Consider the following 17,737-nt stretch of genomic DNA (forward strand, 5'->3'; position numbering starts at 1 on the left):
TGCGATCGCGACTGACTCCGTAACAATTTTTTCTGTTTAAGAGTGATAATTTCGGGAAAAAACCATGAAATACTTGATAACATGGCCAAACTTGTACTCCTCAATATTTTTCTCTGGCGACAATGAATTAGCCCTGCCTCCTGGGAGGGGCGGGGGTGGGTTAACTTCTGACTTCTGACTTCTAACTTCTGACTTCGTTAAGGCCTACTTGTGGCATAAGGTGCGTTGCAACTGAGCCTACGAGTACAAAGGTTTCTAAGTATAAATACTAGAATACCCAATAATATTTTTGACCGGAATTGCCAGCATAATTACTGTGATATGATAGTCATAGGTAATTTCACAAGCTTTATTGGGACTTTGCTGTCCTGAATTACTTGGACTCCTACAAATTCTCTCAGAGGTCAATACAACAACTTGAGAAAATATTAGAGGAACTTTATGGCAGACATTAATGAGTTAATTGAAAAACTGGCAGAACTTGATGAGGAGACATTGCAAGCTCAACTTGGGATGCAACTACAAAGCTTGGAAGATGATTTAACCACAAGTGCTTCTGTAGAATCTATCAATATCAATACCCTGACGGCTGTTCCCAGAGGTCCAGAAGGTAATAAATTTATAGAATTTGGTCAGAATTTTTTTAAACGCCTGAATGGAGAAGCTTACGATTTCTTATGCGATCGTGACCCCTTTGGTGACGGTTGTAAAACAATGCAAAAAATTGAGGATGCTTACAATGAAAGTTCCACAAAAGCTGCGGGTATGTTAACTCCCATTTTTGTTACTAATTTAGGGTTAGCTCCGGCGATCGCTGCTATTGTTGCTACCTTAATTGTGCAGAAAATTGCTAGTGCAGCAGGTGAGACAATTTGCTCAATGTGGCAAGACAGTTTTGATGGGTCTAAACCACCTGAAATAGAGTAGGAAATGTTTTGCTTTTGCTGAAAGTTTTTTCAGCTTAAAATATCAACCCCCATCCTTAAAAATGAAGTTTCAATAACAAAAAAATTAACAGAGGAAGACTATGAATTTAACAACATTATTATCATCAAATAATTGGTCAATTTTTTCTGTAAGAGCTGTTTTAACTACTGTTATTCATCAGCTTCGATTATTAGTAACATCCGAAGAAAATCTTGGCATAACAACTACTAATATTTTGCACTCCGAAAAATCCAGGGCTTCAGACAGACCAAAAAATAGAACAGACGGAGGTCGTAGAGGAAGTTCTAGGGTTTCAGATAGACCAGAAAATAGAACAGACGGAGGTCGTAGAGGAAGTTCTAGGGTTTCAGATAGACCAGAAAATAGAACAGACGGAGGCCGTCGAGGAAATACAGATGATGATTCAATATTATTTCCTGAAACACCTAACCAAACCCCCAACTTTCACGCTTTGCTCATCGGAATTGACTTCTATTTTCCCCATGAATTAGAAGGTGGCAGCTATAAAAATTTACGGGGTTGTGTTCGAGATATTAATCATGTTGAAACCTATTTAAAAAATACTTTCAACCTCACATCCGACCAAATTATTAAACTCACAGCTACTGCTTCAGATAATCCTAAGCAACCCAAAGAATCACCCGAATTTTTACCAACTTATGAGAATATAGTTGCTAAATTTAAAGAGGTAACTGCTAAAGCAAAACCTCAAGACCAAGTATATATTCATTACTCTGGTCATGGTGGACAAGCGAAAACAATTTTTACAGATATTAAGGGTATTTCTGGTATAGATCAAGGCTTAGTTCCCACAGATATTGGTCAACCAAATTCACGCTATTTACGTGACTTAGAATTTGCCCAACTTCTCGAAGAAATGGTGAATAAAAAATTAGTTGTAACTTTGGTACTCGATAGCTGTCATTCCGGTGGTACAACAAGATGTGGAGAAGACAAGATTCGTGCTGGAGGTTTTATTGATATGACTCCCCGACGAACTAATAGTTTAGTTGCACCTATTCAAGAACTAACAAAAAATTGGCAAAATCTAACAGCAAATAGTCGCAACCTTACCGTGGCCAATGGTTTGTTGCCACAACCAAAAGGTTATACTTTAATCGCAGCTTGTCGGGATAATGAATTTGCTTATGAGGATGTTTTTGAAGGAACAGAACGCAACGGCGCTTTAACTTATTTTCTCTTAAAAAATCTGCGCAAATTTGGCACAGAAATTGCTGTAGAAGAGCTATTTAATCGCATTTCTAATTTCGTTCATAATCGCTTTGAGCGACAAACACCGATGCTAATTGGACAGACAAAGCAGACTTTTTTTGGTGGTCAATCTGTTGTTAGTAGGCCTACTCCTACGGTCATGGATGTAGATATTACTAAAAACCGAGTCAAAATCCAAGCTGGTCAAGCTAATGGCATCAAAAAAGGGGCGGAATTTGATATTTTCCGATTTACAACCAGGGATTTTCAAGACAGCCAAAATCTAATTGCTACAGTAAAAGTAGTAGAATTAGGAGCATCTGATTGTTGGGCAGAAGTAACAGAATTACACAATATCAGAACCATCAATAATAACTTGAGCGAAGGAATGATTGAAATAGGTTCACCTGCAATATATTTAGGACCAGGGGTGAAACAAATTCGTAAAGTTTGTGTTCTTTTTCCAGACCCATTACCGCAAATTCCTGGTGTAAATGTGGCATTATTGCCTAATATTCTCGCAGCTAAGAAAGAACAAATTGAAGGTCATCGCTGGATAGAATTTTGTTCGGAAACAGAAATTGATGTAGATTATTTTGTTTCACTGAATGCTGCTGGAGAATATTGGGTTTTAGATGCTCTGAAACAGCCAATTAAAAATATTATTTTTCCAATAAAAGCGGATGATCCAGAAGCTAGTGAAAAGCTAATTAATCGCTTAATTCATCTTGCCAAATATCAGACTATTTGGGATTTGGATAACGAAGAATATTTAGCTCCCTTAAATGGAAAGCTTAAGCTTGAATTAGGTACGTCAGTGAAACGAGAATTTGTACCTTTAGAAACTGACAATAATATTTATGAATTGGAAGAGGGCGAACGGGTTTTTCTCCGAATTCATAATCTATCTAATCAAACTTTAAATATTACGGCTTTGATACTTCAGGAAGATTTAAGTATTGTAAAATTCTATCCAAAAGCTGTGCCTTATGAAGTGTTAGAACCAGGAAAATATAAAGACACTCGCTTTGACCTCGAACTGCCAAAAAATTATCAGGAAGGGGTGGATATAGTTAAAGTATTTGCGACTGTGGATGGAACGAATTTTGAATTGTTGGAATTACCAGTATTAGACCAATCTCGAAGAGGTTTTGGTAATCAACAACCTACTAATAAATTAGAGGAATTATTGGCTGCTGTTGTAGATGAAGATAGTCCTCAGCGAAATATTAAAGTTGTTACTGACGCTAGTGAGGAATGGACAACAGAAAAAGTGGTGCTAGTGGTGAAGAAATAATATTAATCATGTCATGGCGAGGCGTTCATTAATTGATAATTGATCATGGATAATTGATAATTTCCTCTGGTTAAAACCGTTACGGAATTAAATATAAGGAAATATTATTTCTTCTCTTGGTCGATTGGAGATGGCGAGGAGACCCGAAGAGTGACAGAGCCGCTCCGAAGATCGCCATCTCACCCTTCGGGAAGCTGCGCTAACGACCGCTGTCTTGGTTGATTGGATATGGCGAGGGGACCTCGCCATCCCTCAACCGCTTTTTTCCCCTTAAAAGGGGAGAGTTTAAACCAGAATTATTTAATTATTAATTATTAATTATTAATTAGGGTTTGCTGAAAAAGTCTTATGGGTGAGGGTAGGAGACAGGAGACAGGAGACAGGAGACAGGAGAAATGGGAATTTGGAGGAGGTAGGAGCTAAGTTTTGTCCCAAGATTGTTCTGCTCAACTCTTGACCAAAATAATGCTTAAATTTTCCCCTCATATAGCAATGAACAAGTTGCTTAGGACTTATGCTGATGATGAACCTCAGACAGGGAAATATTTTTCCCCCTGTTCCCCGCTATAACTGTTTAACCGGACATGATATTAATGGTGATAAATTGGCGATAATATTCAACTAATTTTATAGATTTGATTTAGTAACTTAAACTTATGAAAAACATTTTAATTCTCTCAGCAAATCCCTCAGATACAAATCGATTACGTCTGGGAAAAGAAGTCAACGATATCCGCAAAACTCTTAGACAATCAAACCATAGAAACGAATTTCAAATTATTCCAGTTGGAGCGGTTCAGATTGATGATTTACAACAAACACTCTATGATTATCATCCCACAATTGTCCACTTTTCCGGTCATGGAACAGGAAATAATGGGTTAGTTTTAGAAGATAATTATGGTAAAACTGTATTAGTTAGTGAAGAAGCTTTAGCTCGATTATTTCAAAGTTTTCAAAATCAATTAGAATGTGTTTTACTTAATGCTTGTTATAGTGAAATTCAAGCTCAAGCTATTCATCAACATATTGATTGTGTTATTGGCATAAATCAAGCTATGGGAGACGAAGCTGCGATCAAATTTGCCGTTGGTTTTTATCGAGCATTAGGTGCTGGAGAACCCTACGATCGCTGCTTTGAATCTGGCTGTACTTTAATTGATTTAAACAGTATTCCAGAGTCAGAAAAACCGCAGTTAAAATATCGACCTAGGAAGGAAAATTTAGCCATGAATTCTCAAAACAAATTTAATCATAATTCTTCTCAATCAAATCCCAAATCTTTCAATCAATCCCAAAATTTTGGCAACATTAGTATTGGTGGAACAAATAATCCTTTTAACCCAACAAATACTAGAAGTAGCAATGTGAATATTGACCAAAGCCACACTCAAACTATCGGAGAAAATTCTGAATCAAAAATAGATACAGCATTAGCTGAATTAGGAAAGCTTAAACAGGAAATTGCTGCCACAAATGCTCTAAGTTTAATTCAGAAAAAACAAGCAGAAATTCCTGTCGAAATACTAGAAACAGAATTAAAGAAACCTCAACCTGACAAAGGCTTGATAGATGAAGCAGTTGAGGCACTTAAAAAAGGATTAGAAGGTGTAGAAAAATTAGCTGGACCTGTGATGAAAGTTGCAACAATTTTAGCCAAAGTTTGGATTTAATTTTCTGTCTTAATCAAGGGTGAGATTACTTCGAGGGGTTCGCGTCTACCTATTTAGGGTTTGCTGAAAAAGCCTTATGGGTGAGGGTAGGAGACAGGAGACAGGAGACAGGAGACAGGAGAAAAGGGAATGAGCGAGGAGGTAGGAGCTAAGTTTTGTAAGAATGATTTTTCTGCCTAACTATGCACCTAAAATACGCTACTTTTTGAGCGTGAAGAGCTGAAACAGGCGCACTTTTTTCGATATCAAAAAGGCTAAAACCTTTATCTGTAAATACTTTTATATTTAATCAGCAAGCCCTATTTATACCAATTTGATAAATGTTTGCTACATTTTCTTGAGCGGGGGAGTAGGGGAGTGAGGGAGTAGGGGAGAGGTAAAGTGAATTGGTATTAGTTAATTAGATTCAAATAATATCTTCAATAACTATATTATGACTACGGAACAAAATGACAAATCCCTATCCAATCAAAATCAAACAGCCAGAGATTTGACAGTTTCAGGTAGTGAAAATCCTGTAAATTTTGTCAATACAACAGAGGGCACTACAAGTATTAATCAATCTCGTACTGTAATCTATAACTATTATTATGAAAAACAAACAATTACAACATCTACTGAAGAAGATATAGACGATAAATTACTTTGTCCCTATCAAGGTTTATATCACTTTAACTCAGAAAATGCTGAATATTTCTTTGGGCGCGAAGTATTTATTGAAGAACTCTATGAATATACAGAAACTCGTAATTTTATTCCCGTATTAGGAGCCTCTGGCAGTGGCAAATCTTCAGTTATTTTAGCTGGTTTAGTACCGAAATTAGTCAAAGCTGGACATTGGCAATTTACCCATTTTCGTCCAGGAGGAGACCCATTTTATGCTCTAGCTCGTGCTTTAATTCCACTCTACGCACCGAACCTAAATGAAACTCAACTTCTGACTCAAACTGACGACTTATCTGAGTATCTAAAAGATACAAAAAAAACCAATCAATTATCCAAAGTTTTTGCACAAATACAACATAATCATCCCAATAGCAGAACTTTATTAATTGCCGACCAATTTGAGGAAATTTACACCCTTTGTAATGATGAACAAACCCGCCGAAAATTTCTCGATCTTCTCTTATATACATTCCGGTCTTTCACCAAACAATCATCCTTATCCACAGTATTAGTTGCCACAATGCGTGCAGATTTTTTAGGGAATGTATTATCTTATCCACCATTAGCAGATGTCTTGCGAAATGGGGATGTAAAAATCCGCTCCATGAACTCAAAAGAACTAAGAGATGTTATTGAAAAACCTGCTCAAAAATTAGGTATCAATTTTGAAAGCGGACTGGTAGAACGTATTCTTGAAGATGTAGATAAAGAACCAGGAAATTTACCCTTATTAGAATTTGCTTTAACAGAACTATGGAAACAACGCAAAAGCAAACAATTAACTCATAAAGCTTATGAAGAAATAGGTCAAGTTTCTGGTGCATTAACTCGTTATGCTGATGACAAATTTAGTAAACTTAAACCAGAAGAACAACAACAAGTCCATCGAATTTTTGTGCAATTAGTACGACCCGGAGAAGGTACAGAAGACACCCGAAGAGTGGCAACTAAAGCAGAATTAAACCAGACATGGAATTTAGTCAAAAAATTAGCTGATGCACGGTTAGTTGTCACCAGTCGTACTGTTATTACCAGTGAAACAGAAGAAAATTCAGGGCAAGAAACAGTTGAGGTAGTCCATGAAGCCTTAATTAGAAATTGGGGTCAACTGAAAGGATGGATGGAAACAGACCGAGAATTTCGTGCATGGCAAGAAAGACTGCGGGGTTTTATGCGTCAGTGGCAAGAAATGGGGCGAGATGAGGGACAACTATTACGGGGGGCAGCACTCGCTCAGGCCCAGGAACAACTAAAAGACCGTCGCGATGAACTTTCAGAAAAAGAACAAGAATTTATTCGAGAGAGTGTGAAATTTCGCGATCGAAAACGGCGACGGAATATTGTGGCAGTTACTAGCAGTTTTGTTTTGATATCAGTTTTGGCTGGAGTTGCTGTGTTCGGATGGAGACGTGCTACTGTTAACAACTGGAATACCAAAATTAGAAATAAGTTTGAGAGTCTAAAAGACAGTTTCAATTCTACTCAAACATGGGATACACTCGTTAACGGTATTAAGCTGGGGAAAAAATTAAAAAATGCTGGTTGGGCAGAACCTCAGACTCAAATATTAGGTGTAGATACATTACGAGAGATAATTTCTACCCCTGGGAAGATGGAATATAATCGTTTAAATCACGATAACGAAGTTATTAGCGTGGCATTCAGCCCCACAGAAGACCTCATTGCCACTGCAGGTAGCGATAACGTTGCTAAACTCTCGAAAGCAGATGGTACTTTGATGGCAATTCTAGAACATGGCAGAACAGTCTATAGAGCAGTTTTTAGCCCTAACGGAGACTTTGTTGCGACAGCAAGTAAAGATAAAACTGCTAAAATTTGGAAATCTGATGGCACATTAGTAGCAACCTTAAATCACGATAACCAAGTTACCAGAGTAGTGTTTAGCCCCAACGGAGACTTTGTTGCCACTGCGAGTAGAGATAACACAGCCAAAATTTGGAAATCTGATGGCACTTTCGTAAAAACTCTAACAGGACATACAGGAGAGCTTCGTAGTATTGCCTTCAGCCCAAAAGGAGACCTTATTGTTACTGGTAGTAAAGATGACACAGCCAAAATTTGGAAATCTACAGATGGTAGTTGGGTAGATGGTAGTTTGGTTGCAACTCTTCCTGCTGAGGGGAATGTATATGATATTGAATTTAGCCCCAAAGGAGACCTCATTGCTACTGGAGATGGGGGTGGCAAAGTCAAACTTTGGAAACCTGATGGTAACGCAGTAAAAACCCTTGAAGGACACGAAAAAATAGTCTTTGATGTTGCTTTCAGTCCTAACGGAGACCAAATTGCTTCTGCTAGTTTTGACAATAAGGTCAAACTCTGGAAAATTGATGGTACTTTCTTAGATACCCTCTCTCATGCCGATAAAGTTTATAGTGTTGTATACAGCAAAAACGGCGAACAAATAGCTAGTGCTAGTGAAGATAATACCGTCAGAATTTGGAAACCAGATGGTACTCTTGTAGACACCCTTCAAGGACACAACAAAAAAATTTATAGCATTGCCTTCAGTCCCAAAGGAGACTTAATAGCGAGTGCTAGTGCTGACCAAACAGTAAGACTTTGGAATACCATTCCTTATCAAGATACATTCGGAAAAAGCCAACTTGATAATTATCATTGCAGGCGTGTTGCCATTAGTCCTAATAACCTCATTGCTTTGGGTTGTTATTACGAAAATACACTTCAACTGCGAAAACTTGATGGTACTTTAATACAGCCTAACATCAAGCACAATAATTGGGTAACAGATGTCGCCTTTAGTCCTAACGGTGAGTTGATCGCTACCATGACCCATCGCGGTATAGCCAAACTCTGGAAACCTGATGGTACAAAAGTCATTGACCTGACCGATAAAAAATTAGGTGCTCGCAACTCTTATAATATTGCCTTCAGTTCCAAGGGCAACTTCATTGTTGCGGGTTTAAACAAAAAAGTCAAACTATGGAAAGTTGATGGTAATTTAGTTGAAGAATTCCTAGAAATAGACACAAAACATGGCCATCAAATTACCGATGTTGCCATCAGTCCCAAAGAAGACCTGATTGTTACTGCCAGTCTAACCGGGACTGCAAAAGTATGGAAAATTGATGGAGATAGACTCAAATTACTCAATACATTTGAAGAACACAAAGGCTCTATTTACAGTATTGCTTTCAGTCCCAAAGGAGACCTCATTGCTACTGCTAGTCGAGATACGACTGTCAAACTCTGGACTCCTAATGGAACAGTCAAATATACTTTGAGTGAGCATACTGGTTCAGTGCTTGGTATTGTTTTTAATTCTAAGGGAGACTTAATTGCTACAGCAAGTAATGACAAAACAGTCAGAGTTTGGAAATCTGATGGCACTCTACTACTTACTCTTAGCGGTCATACAGAACAGGTTGAGAGTCTAGCTTTTAACCCTAATAATAACCAGATAGTTTCAATTAGTGATGACAAAACTATTAGACTATGGAATTTAGACATCGACGAGTTACTAGCAAGGGGTTGCGACTGGGTGGATGACTATCTCAAAAGTAGACCTGAAGATTATCCTAATAAGCATCTGTGTGATGATGTTCAACCTTCAGCACAACTTTTCCTAGAAAAAGGTAACAGAATAGTAACCAATAATGGCGATGTTGAAGGTGCTGCTGCTCAATACCGAGAAGCATTAAAACTAAATCCTAATTTGAAGTTTGACCCATTAACAGAAGCAAAAATAATTGCAGCTCCAGGCGTCCGGGATGAAGGGGGAATATTAGCAAAAGAAGGCAAAATTAAGGAAGCAATTGACGCCTATAATGTGGCTCAAAACTATCATCCGAACTTACAAATTCTGGGCAAACACTGGGATAAACTCTGTCGATACGGTAGTTTACATGGTCATGCAACGGATGTGATGTTTGCTTGTGATAAAGCAGTGGAGCTTGAGCCAGAAAATGAACAGTTTAGAGATAGTCGAGGTTTGGCCAGAGCATTAACAGGTGATTTTAACGGTGCTGTTGAAGATTTTGAAGCGTTTATTAAGCAGGTGAAAAACACTGAACAAAAAGCACAACGACAGCTTTGGATTGAATCTCTAAAAAAAGATGAAAATCCCTTTACACCAGAAGTTTTAAACAGCATTATTTTGAACATGATATAAGCTCGTCAATGTGTATTTTTTTCACATCTCAGAACAGCAGCAGAATTTTTTGTGACAATTGATACACATTATCGCTCCTCATCCATAAATACATTAATAATGAGAATATATTCAGGATACAAACCAATGCTACAGTTTGATAACTGGAGTGAAGGCGGTGATAGAAGTACATAATACAATATCTAAAACTATCCAGTCACAAACCTAACTTTCTAACCAATAAATGATTGTTAGTGTATATTATACCTAGTGACTAATAACGTTCTTTTTTCAGGGAGGCAAATTTCGATGAAATCTACAGGAAAAAAAATCATCACTACAGATTTTGATGATCAACAAATCTATAGAGAAGAACAAAAGATTTATCATCACTTTTTGGAATTGGTTTTAACTGAATCAATCGATCAAATAATTGAGAGATTTCGGATACTATTTACTCGATGTTCCCCATACCGAATTCCAGAAATATCTACAGCACTCTCGAAAATCATACAACTCCCAGAATGCCAAGAAAAATTTAATTATCTGCTGAATCGTTGTTGTTATATCTTGATTAATCATCAACAACTACCTCAAGATAAAAAAAATGTTTTAAAACAACTGATGAATTTATTTGAGCAAGCAATTGATAAATATGACTCTTCCTATGACAGACCTCGCCTAACAAAAAAAATGTTAGAACTTGTCAAAGGTTTTACTCAAAGCCAACAGTATTTGAGTTTAAAACGGATGGTAGAAGTAATAAATATATCATCTGCAAATCATACCCACGATCCTCTAAATCAACCTTTAAAAAATCTTAATTCCCACTATCCTTATTTATATAAATATTTATTAATTACTCCAAATAGCAGTAAAGAACATCAACAAGCTATCAGAAAAATGCAAGTAGAAAAACAGCAAAAATATGAAATTGATTTATCCCATTATGTTAGTCACCAAGCTAGACTACAAGTTAGTCAAGTTAAAAAGTCTACATCAGCTAAAAATCCTACCTTATTGTCTAATGACGAACTATTATTATCTATCAAACAATTTGTGGGAAAAGTAGAAGGGAATGAAACATATCGAAATTATGCTAAACGGTTTTTAGCTTATACCACAGTCCCCCAATCATATCACCTTTTTAAACACAGTTTTTATGAATATCTAAGTTCATCATTTGATGTTGAATCTCATCATATTCAAGTTCACTTTAAGAATAAACTCTACCACTATTTAAGAAGTATTATGTCTGAACGTAATGATGAGTTATTAAATGAATCTTTAATGATGAAGACTTGCCATAAATTATTAAGCTTTTTTATTGTCCATAGTTCAAAGAAATCACAGCATTTCTTTTTTATTAATCTGATTGGTAATTTAGGACCTGTAATCACAACAGGACTACTACTAAAGATCTTATTAGTTTGCCAACAACTTAAACCTAACTTAGAAAAACGATTTGCACTCTTATTTAAGCATTACCAATTTTCAACACAAAAAAAAGTTCAATGGTTAGTCAAAGTATTGGAAAATATGCAAATAGCCCTCAGTACAAATTTTGGTAGAATAGACCTTTCTTTCTTTAGTTAGCAAGATGTTAGCAAATAAATACAAATTGTTTATCTATATTTTGGGTAATTAATTTCCATTTCTTTTTTTTGCCATACTCCCTAGAACTAAGCGATCACAGAAGTGAAATTTGCTCCTTGATTATAAATTGTAGCGACCAGCAATAAGAAAGCCGTGGACTAGCAATAAGGAACTTTTTCAGCCAGAATTAATTCCAACTAGATTAACATTTGAGCCAGGATTAAATGCAACTGAGCACTGAACATAATATTAGATATTTATTGCCTAATGTTCACGATACTGCCAAGTTTTATAAGTTTCTGTGTCACTAAGAATATTCACATAAAATAAATCTATTCCCTCCTGCTCCAATAAAGCTAATATTGCTAAATTTAATTCGTCATAAGCTCTCGAATAATTATCTAAATCATTAGTAAATCCAATTACTCTAATGACACGAGCATTTCTTTCACATCCCTCAAATCTAACTGAACAAGAATCATATAAAATGTCAATTGATTTTGGTATTTCTCGAATTTTATCCCTGATATGAGCTATTTTTTTAGATGAAATACCATCAATTTTAATATACGACATAAAAGCTGCTGTCTTATTTTCAATTGGTTGTTGAGAGAAATTTTTGATGCTACCATCAATCATTTTAGAGTTAGGAATTTTCTGGGTAACTCCCTCATCGGGTATATAAATTGTTGTACTTCTAATACCTATATGTTGTACAGTACACTTCAGACCACTTGGCAGTAAAAGCCAGTCATTTACTCGATACAAAGCGTCAATATAAATTACAATTGTCCCTACCCAATCAACAATAACATCCTTAAATAATAAGCCTAATGACAGACCAAAACCGCCGATTAAACCAAATATTGCAGTAGCAGAAGTTCCCAGTAATACTTCTCCTGCTTTTAGGGCAAAAATTACTATGGCAGTTAACCTCAATAGTTTCGGAATATAGGGGCTAATAATATCATCCAATTCAGTGTCTGTTTGAGCTGATAAAATTCTAAAAAATCCTCCTACAATTGGAGATGTACGGTAGATAATTAGTGTGACATTACCTACTATTGCTAGGTTAATAATTCCTGTAATTGTTTGATTGAATTGGGGATAAATATAATCTGTTAAGATTAATTGTGTAACTCGAAATCCCAGTAAATATATGAACCATGCGATAGGTTGTTTAATAATTGCAATTAATTGATCGTCAAGGGTTGTTTTTGTATTACGAGTTAAAGCCTCAATTCGGTTAATTACAATTGTGGTTAATAATTGTTTTAAGGCTAATGTGGCTATTAAAACCAGGACTATAAAAAATATTATTCTTACTGGTATATTCAGAATTGTGAGATTTTTGATGATTTGCCAAATTGCTTCCATAATTATCCGATATTAGTCAAATAGAGTTCAATAATACCATATTGGGTTTAACAGTTATAATTTAAAAAGGAAGAAGAAAGAGGGAAGGCTTTATATCAAGTCTCATTGAAGTAGCAGTCAGCACTCAGCTAGCCTCCTACGGAGGAACTTTCTTAGGTCATGCTGCGCAAACGTTAACAGCATATTGCTAACCCAAGGCTACGGCCTTTTCCTGCGGAATGCTACGCAAACATGTTGCGTAGCAAAACAGCTTTTCACGGTGTATAATGGGGGATTCTTTCCCCTCATAAAAGGCGCACCACTAATTTTTTCAAGCTCTTGTGGGAGACCGTTACCCTCGAATTTCAAGCACTCCAGCTAAATGCTGGCAAGGGTCGCATTCCGGACCGAAAAGCTGATACCTAGTTAATTAATCATAATAGTCAGTTCCCTTTAGTCATCTTTAGATGACTTTTGCTATCCAGCTTAGTTAAATTTTTCTGTTTGCTGTTGTAGGTAAACTAATTATAAATTCAGTTCCTTCTCCTAGTATAGAATCAACGTGAATCTCTCCACCATGTTTTTCGACTATGATTTGACGGGCGATCGCCAATCCTAATCCTGTACCTTTGCCGACAGGTTTTGTAGTAAATAAATGGTCGAATATTTTGGCTTTAACTTCTTCACTGATTCCCTGACCATTATCAGCAATCTTAATTTTTACTTTTTCATTTTCTAGTAGTGTTGTAATTATAATCCGATTAGGATTATTCTGAATCTCCTGAAAATCACGCCCCATATTTGACTCATCCAAAGCATCAATTGCATTGGCAATTATGTTCATAAATACTTGATTTAATTGACCTGGAAAACAGTCAATCTTGGGTAAATTTCCATAGTTAGTAATAACTTCAATGGCGGAACGATTTTCGTTAGCGTTGAGGCGATGGCGTAAAATCAGGATAGTGCTATCAATCCCTTCATGTAAGTCAAAAGGTGTTTTTGTATCGCTATCAGCGCGGGAGAAGGTGCGAAGACTTCTGCTAATTGATTGAATGCGATCACCAGCGTCTTTCATAGATTTAACTAACTTTGGTAAATCTTCTCGCATATAGTTTAAGTCGCTTGCTTCCAGTGCTTCTTCAATCTCTGTACCAGGTTGAGGAAATTTTTCGTGATAGAGATCGATGATATCTAATAGATAGTTGATGTAATCTTGTGCAACACTGACATTACCGACAATGGAACCAATTGGATTATTGATTTCATGGGCAACCCCAGCCACTAATTGCCCCAGCGCCGAGAGTTTCTCCTGTTGTACCAATTGCACTTGAGCTTGTTGCAGCGCCTGAGTCCGTTCACTCACCTGCTGTTCTAAAGTATCCGTCAGTCGCTTTAATCGCCAGTGGACTTTGACGCGAGCTAACACTTCCGCTTCTTCAAAGGGTTTGGTGATGTAATCAACTGCACCTAATGACAAACCTTTGACTTTGTCTTCGGTATCAGCGATAGCTGTCATAAAAATGACTGGAATTCCTTTAGTTGCTTGATTTGCCTGAAGACGACTGCAGGTTTCAAAACCATCTATTTTCGGCATATCAATGTCCAGCAGAATCATGTCTGGGTGATGGCGTTGTACTTGGGCTAGAGCATCTTCACCATCAACTGCCATGCGGACTTTATATCCAGCAGCTTTTAAGGCTTTTGACAACACAGATAAGTTAGTGGGTTTGTCATCCACAATCAAAATAAATGGTTGGGTTGGATCTGGCATGGGTTTCTGCTCCTTATTAAACGAGGTAGTTTTGAATAAATGCTCGCATTTGTTTGATTTCGCAAGCTTCTGCAAGGCGGATCAATTCTTGGGTAAAGGCAGCAGTATTGTTATCCTGAAGTTGTTCAGCTATTTCTATGATGCCATCAACTTCTCCATCTTGGGCTAATTCCCAGATTTGCTGCAAGATTTCTGTTTCAGGTGGCTGGATTTCATCGGCAACAACCTCAATCTTCTGTTTTTCAGTGTTATTTGCGTCATAAATCCAATCTAATTGTAGATGTTTTTGCAGCAGTTCTAGTAAAGTTTTAGCTTGCACTGGTTTTGGTAAGAAATCATTTCCCCCAGCATCTAGACTTTTGTGGCGATCAATATCAAAAATACTGGCGGAAGAGACGAGAACAATTTTGTTTTGCAGTTGGGGATGGGATCCTCCTTCGAAGTCAGTTCCTGAACGCAACTTATGTAAAAACTCAAACCCATTCATTATAGGCATAGATAAGTCAGTAATAACTAAATCCGGCGATGTTTTTAGTACCTGTTCGATACCCTCTTTTCCATTGTTAGCTTCGATCATTTCAAAGCCGATGGGTTCTAGAATATTAATTAATACGGAACGATTTTCCCAACGGTCATCAACAACCAAGATTTTGCGTTTCTCACCTTTGTAACCCTGAATTACGCCTTGTTGCATGACTCTCAAAGTGTCTGCCCAATCTTCTGCTTCAGGCAGTTCAACTTCCCAACAGAAGGTGCTGCCTTCACCTAAAATACTTTGAACCTGGATTTCACTTTGCATCAACGCAGCAATTTGACGGGTAATAGTTAGTCCGAGTCCCGTGCCTTCTGCTTGCTTTTTATAATCGCCAACTTGCTCAAAGGGCAAAAAGATTTTTTCGGTTTGTTCTGGAGTCATCCCCACCCCAGTATCTTCTACCTGAAAGCGAATTTTTGCCCCAATGGATTCAACCTTAAAACTCACGCTACCGCGTTCGGTAAATTTAATGGCATTGCCCAGAAGGTTGATCAAAACCTGACGCAAACGTTTTTCATCCGCGCAAATACCCGTAGGCAATTGAGAGCTAACCTGGAAATTAAAGGTAATCCCTTTTTGTTCGGCACGAATGCGGATGATTTCAACAACACTTTGCAGGAAGGAAGGCAGATGGATGGCTGTGGGATGCAGTTCTAATTTTCGGGCTTCGATTTTGGCGAGGTCCAATATATCGTTGATTAGGTTCATCAAGTGAGAACCGGATTGGTAAATAATATCAATGCCGTTTTGCCCTTTTTGGGTGAGAGGTTCGCTGCGTTTTAAGATTTGGGCATAGCCAAGAATACCATTAAGTGGAGTGCGTAACTCGTGACTCATGTTAGCGAGGAATTCGCTTTTGGCTTGGTTTGCCCTGTCAGCAGTTTCTTTTGCTTGCTGAAGTTCCAAACTGGCTTGCTGAATTTCCTGAAATTTATCTTGCAGAACACTTGTCATACATTGAAAGTTACTAGACAGGGTTTCAATTTCAGTAATTGAACTGGATGGAATTTGTAGCGATTGATGTTCTGTGAGTTTATCGGGTAAATTGCTGGTGAGATTGGCAAGTTGCAGTAAGGGTTTAACTAGACTACTGCTAATGGGTTTTGCTAAAAGAGGTGCTAGGATAGCGATCGCCATCAGAATAGCGAAGCTTTTGGTGTAAAATCCCTCAAGTTTTACCAAATAGTAAGCAGTCGGTGTTTCGATCGCCACTATCCATGGAAGCTCGCCGTCAATAGCACTCTTGTGCACGTAAAATGACTTTCTCCAAAGCACGGCTTTAGCAGTGTTGGGAATATTCGGTACCCAAAGGTAGCTATTTTGATCGATCCAATAAATTTCACCATTCCGGTCTCGATCAAAGGGTTGCCCTACTTTCAGATCTTCGCGAGTGGTAGTAATGACCCGGTCTCGTATATCTAGTAAACTCACTAGCCGAGTTGATGTAGACTGACTGGATAGCCATCTTTTTTTCAGGTTATTTACATCAATTTCTGCAACAAATTGACCCACTAGGTTGTCATCTTGCCAAATGGGTATACTCTGAAAGATCGTTGGCGAATCGGATATCATTATCATCTCAGAGAGCATTGGCTGTTTTGCTGTTAACAAACCCTGAAGTGGTAAACTGTTTAGTTGAGTAACATTTTGATTAGCGTTTTCGACAGTGGTTGAATTGAGAATCTGCCCATATGTGTTTGTAATATAAAGATTGCGGAAATCGGGAACGGTTTGTTGAGCAATTTGAATTGTTTCCTGGTTCTGGGAACGGTTTGAGCGATTCCACAGCGGAACGCTATCTTGAATATTGGATGCGAGTGCTTCCAACTTCTCCAGGTTTTGTTGATGCCAGTTCTGTATATCGGTACTGACATTTTGTCTGGTTTCTTCTAGGCGAACTAAAACGTTGTTCTCTTGAACAGAGGTAGCATCCTGACAGTTCCACATGGTCAGTACCATTGCTGGGAGTAAGACAAAAGCTACTAGCAAATTAAGGAGGGTCTGCTCAAAGGCATGAGTTTTATTCTTGATGCTAAACCATTGAGCAATGGGTGTGTGAGTTAGAATCATACTGGCAATTAAGGCATTGCAAATTTGGTTGAGTGGATTTTTGAAGGAAATGAATAAAACACTTTCAGGGGGAATTTTAGCGACAACGATATAGAGGAACCACAGAAGTGGAAATCCGATAATTCCCCAATAAAAAACATCAAGGAGTAATAAGTTGCTGCTGCGCCGTCGCAGTCCCCAACCGACAAAAATCGCTTCCAGGGTGTAGAGAATAAAGGCAGAGGGGTGGTGCCACAACAAAATTGTATAGGAACTGGAAATCGCGGCAGCGATCGTGCCCCAACCGAACCCGTACAGTCTGACGACCAGCATGGTAAAAATACTACCAAACAGCCAGTCGATATGAAGAATTATGGGAATTTTGAAGTAATTACCCATATACCCTGCCAACAGCAAGCAGAGCAAAACAATTGTCGTTCTCCACCGATGTTTGTTTCTATGTGAGTTCCAAGATTCTGCAATATTTCCTGCCATTGTT

8 protein-coding genes are annotated in these 17,737 nt (G+C 37.6%); 5 read left to right on the forward strand and 3 right to left on the reverse strand.

Annotated elements, in window-relative coordinates:
• Nucleotides 1-441: 441 nt before the first annotated feature.
• The 5 genes from F6K27_RS06550 to F6K27_RS06570 all read left to right on the forward strand — a co-directional run bounded on the left by F6K27_RS06550 (nucleotide 442) and on the right by F6K27_RS06570 (nucleotide 11,524).
• Nucleotides 442-927 (forward strand): hypothetical protein, encoded by a 486-nt coding sequence (locus F6K27_RS06550; RefSeq protein ID WP_287274570.1) that lies wholly within the window; start codon nucleotides 442-444, stop codon nucleotides 925-927.
• A gap of 100 nt (nucleotides 928-1,027) precedes the next feature.
• Complete coding sequence (locus tag F6K27_RS06555; RefSeq protein WP_287274568.1) at nucleotides 1,028-3,457, forward strand: caspase family protein; 2,430 nt, start codon at nucleotides 1,028-1,030, stop codon at nucleotides 3,455-3,457.
• Between the two features lie 656 nt (nucleotides 3,458-4,113).
• Nucleotides 4,114-5,130, forward strand: a complete 1,017-nt coding sequence (locus tag F6K27_RS06560; RefSeq protein ID WP_287274566.1) for a CHAT domain-containing protein — start codon at nucleotides 4,114-4,116, stop codon at nucleotides 5,128-5,130.
• A gap of 433 nt (nucleotides 5,131-5,563) precedes the next feature.
• The gene (locus F6K27_RS06565; RefSeq protein WP_287274564.1) at nucleotides 5,564-9,949 is read left to right on the forward strand and encodes a WD40 repeat domain-containing protein; all 4,386 of its coding nucleotides are present in this window, start codon (nucleotides 5,564-5,566) and stop codon (nucleotides 9,947-9,949) included.
• 288 nt (nucleotides 9,950-10,237) lie between these two features.
• Complete coding sequence (locus F6K27_RS06570) at nucleotides 10,238-11,524, forward strand: hypothetical protein (protein ID WP_124145595.1); 1,287 nt, start codon at nucleotides 10,238-10,240, stop codon at nucleotides 11,522-11,524.
• 264 nt (nucleotides 11,525-11,788) lie between these two features.
• Here F6K27_RS06570 and F6K27_RS06575 read toward each other — a convergent pair whose 3' ends face one another.
• The 3 genes from F6K27_RS06575 to F6K27_RS06585 all read right to left on the reverse strand — a co-directional run bounded on the left by F6K27_RS06575 (nucleotide 11,789) and on the right by F6K27_RS06585 (nucleotide 17,733).
• Entirely contained in the window at nucleotides 11,789-12,901 is a 1,113-nt protein-coding gene (locus F6K27_RS06575) for a mechanosensitive ion channel family protein (protein ID WP_287274562.1), read from the reverse strand.
• A gap of 469 nt (nucleotides 12,902-13,370) precedes the next feature.
• On the reverse strand, nucleotides 13,371-14,654 hold the full coding sequence (locus F6K27_RS06580; RefSeq protein WP_287274561.1) for a response regulator: 1,284 nt from the start codon (nucleotides 14,652-14,654) through the stop codon (nucleotides 13,371-13,373).
• 16 nt (nucleotides 14,655-14,670) lie between these two features.
• On the reverse strand, nucleotides 14,671-17,733 hold the full coding sequence (locus tag F6K27_RS06585; RefSeq protein ID WP_287274559.1) for an ATP-binding protein: 3,063 nt from the start codon (nucleotides 17,731-17,733) through the stop codon (nucleotides 14,671-14,673).
• Between the last annotated feature and the right edge of the window lie 4 nt (nucleotides 17,734-17,737).

The organism is Okeania sp. SIO2F5, assembly GCF_010692685.1.
Taxonomy (GTDB): Bacteria; Cyanobacteriota; Cyanobacteriia; order Cyanobacteriales; family Microcoleaceae; genus Okeania; species Okeania hirsuta.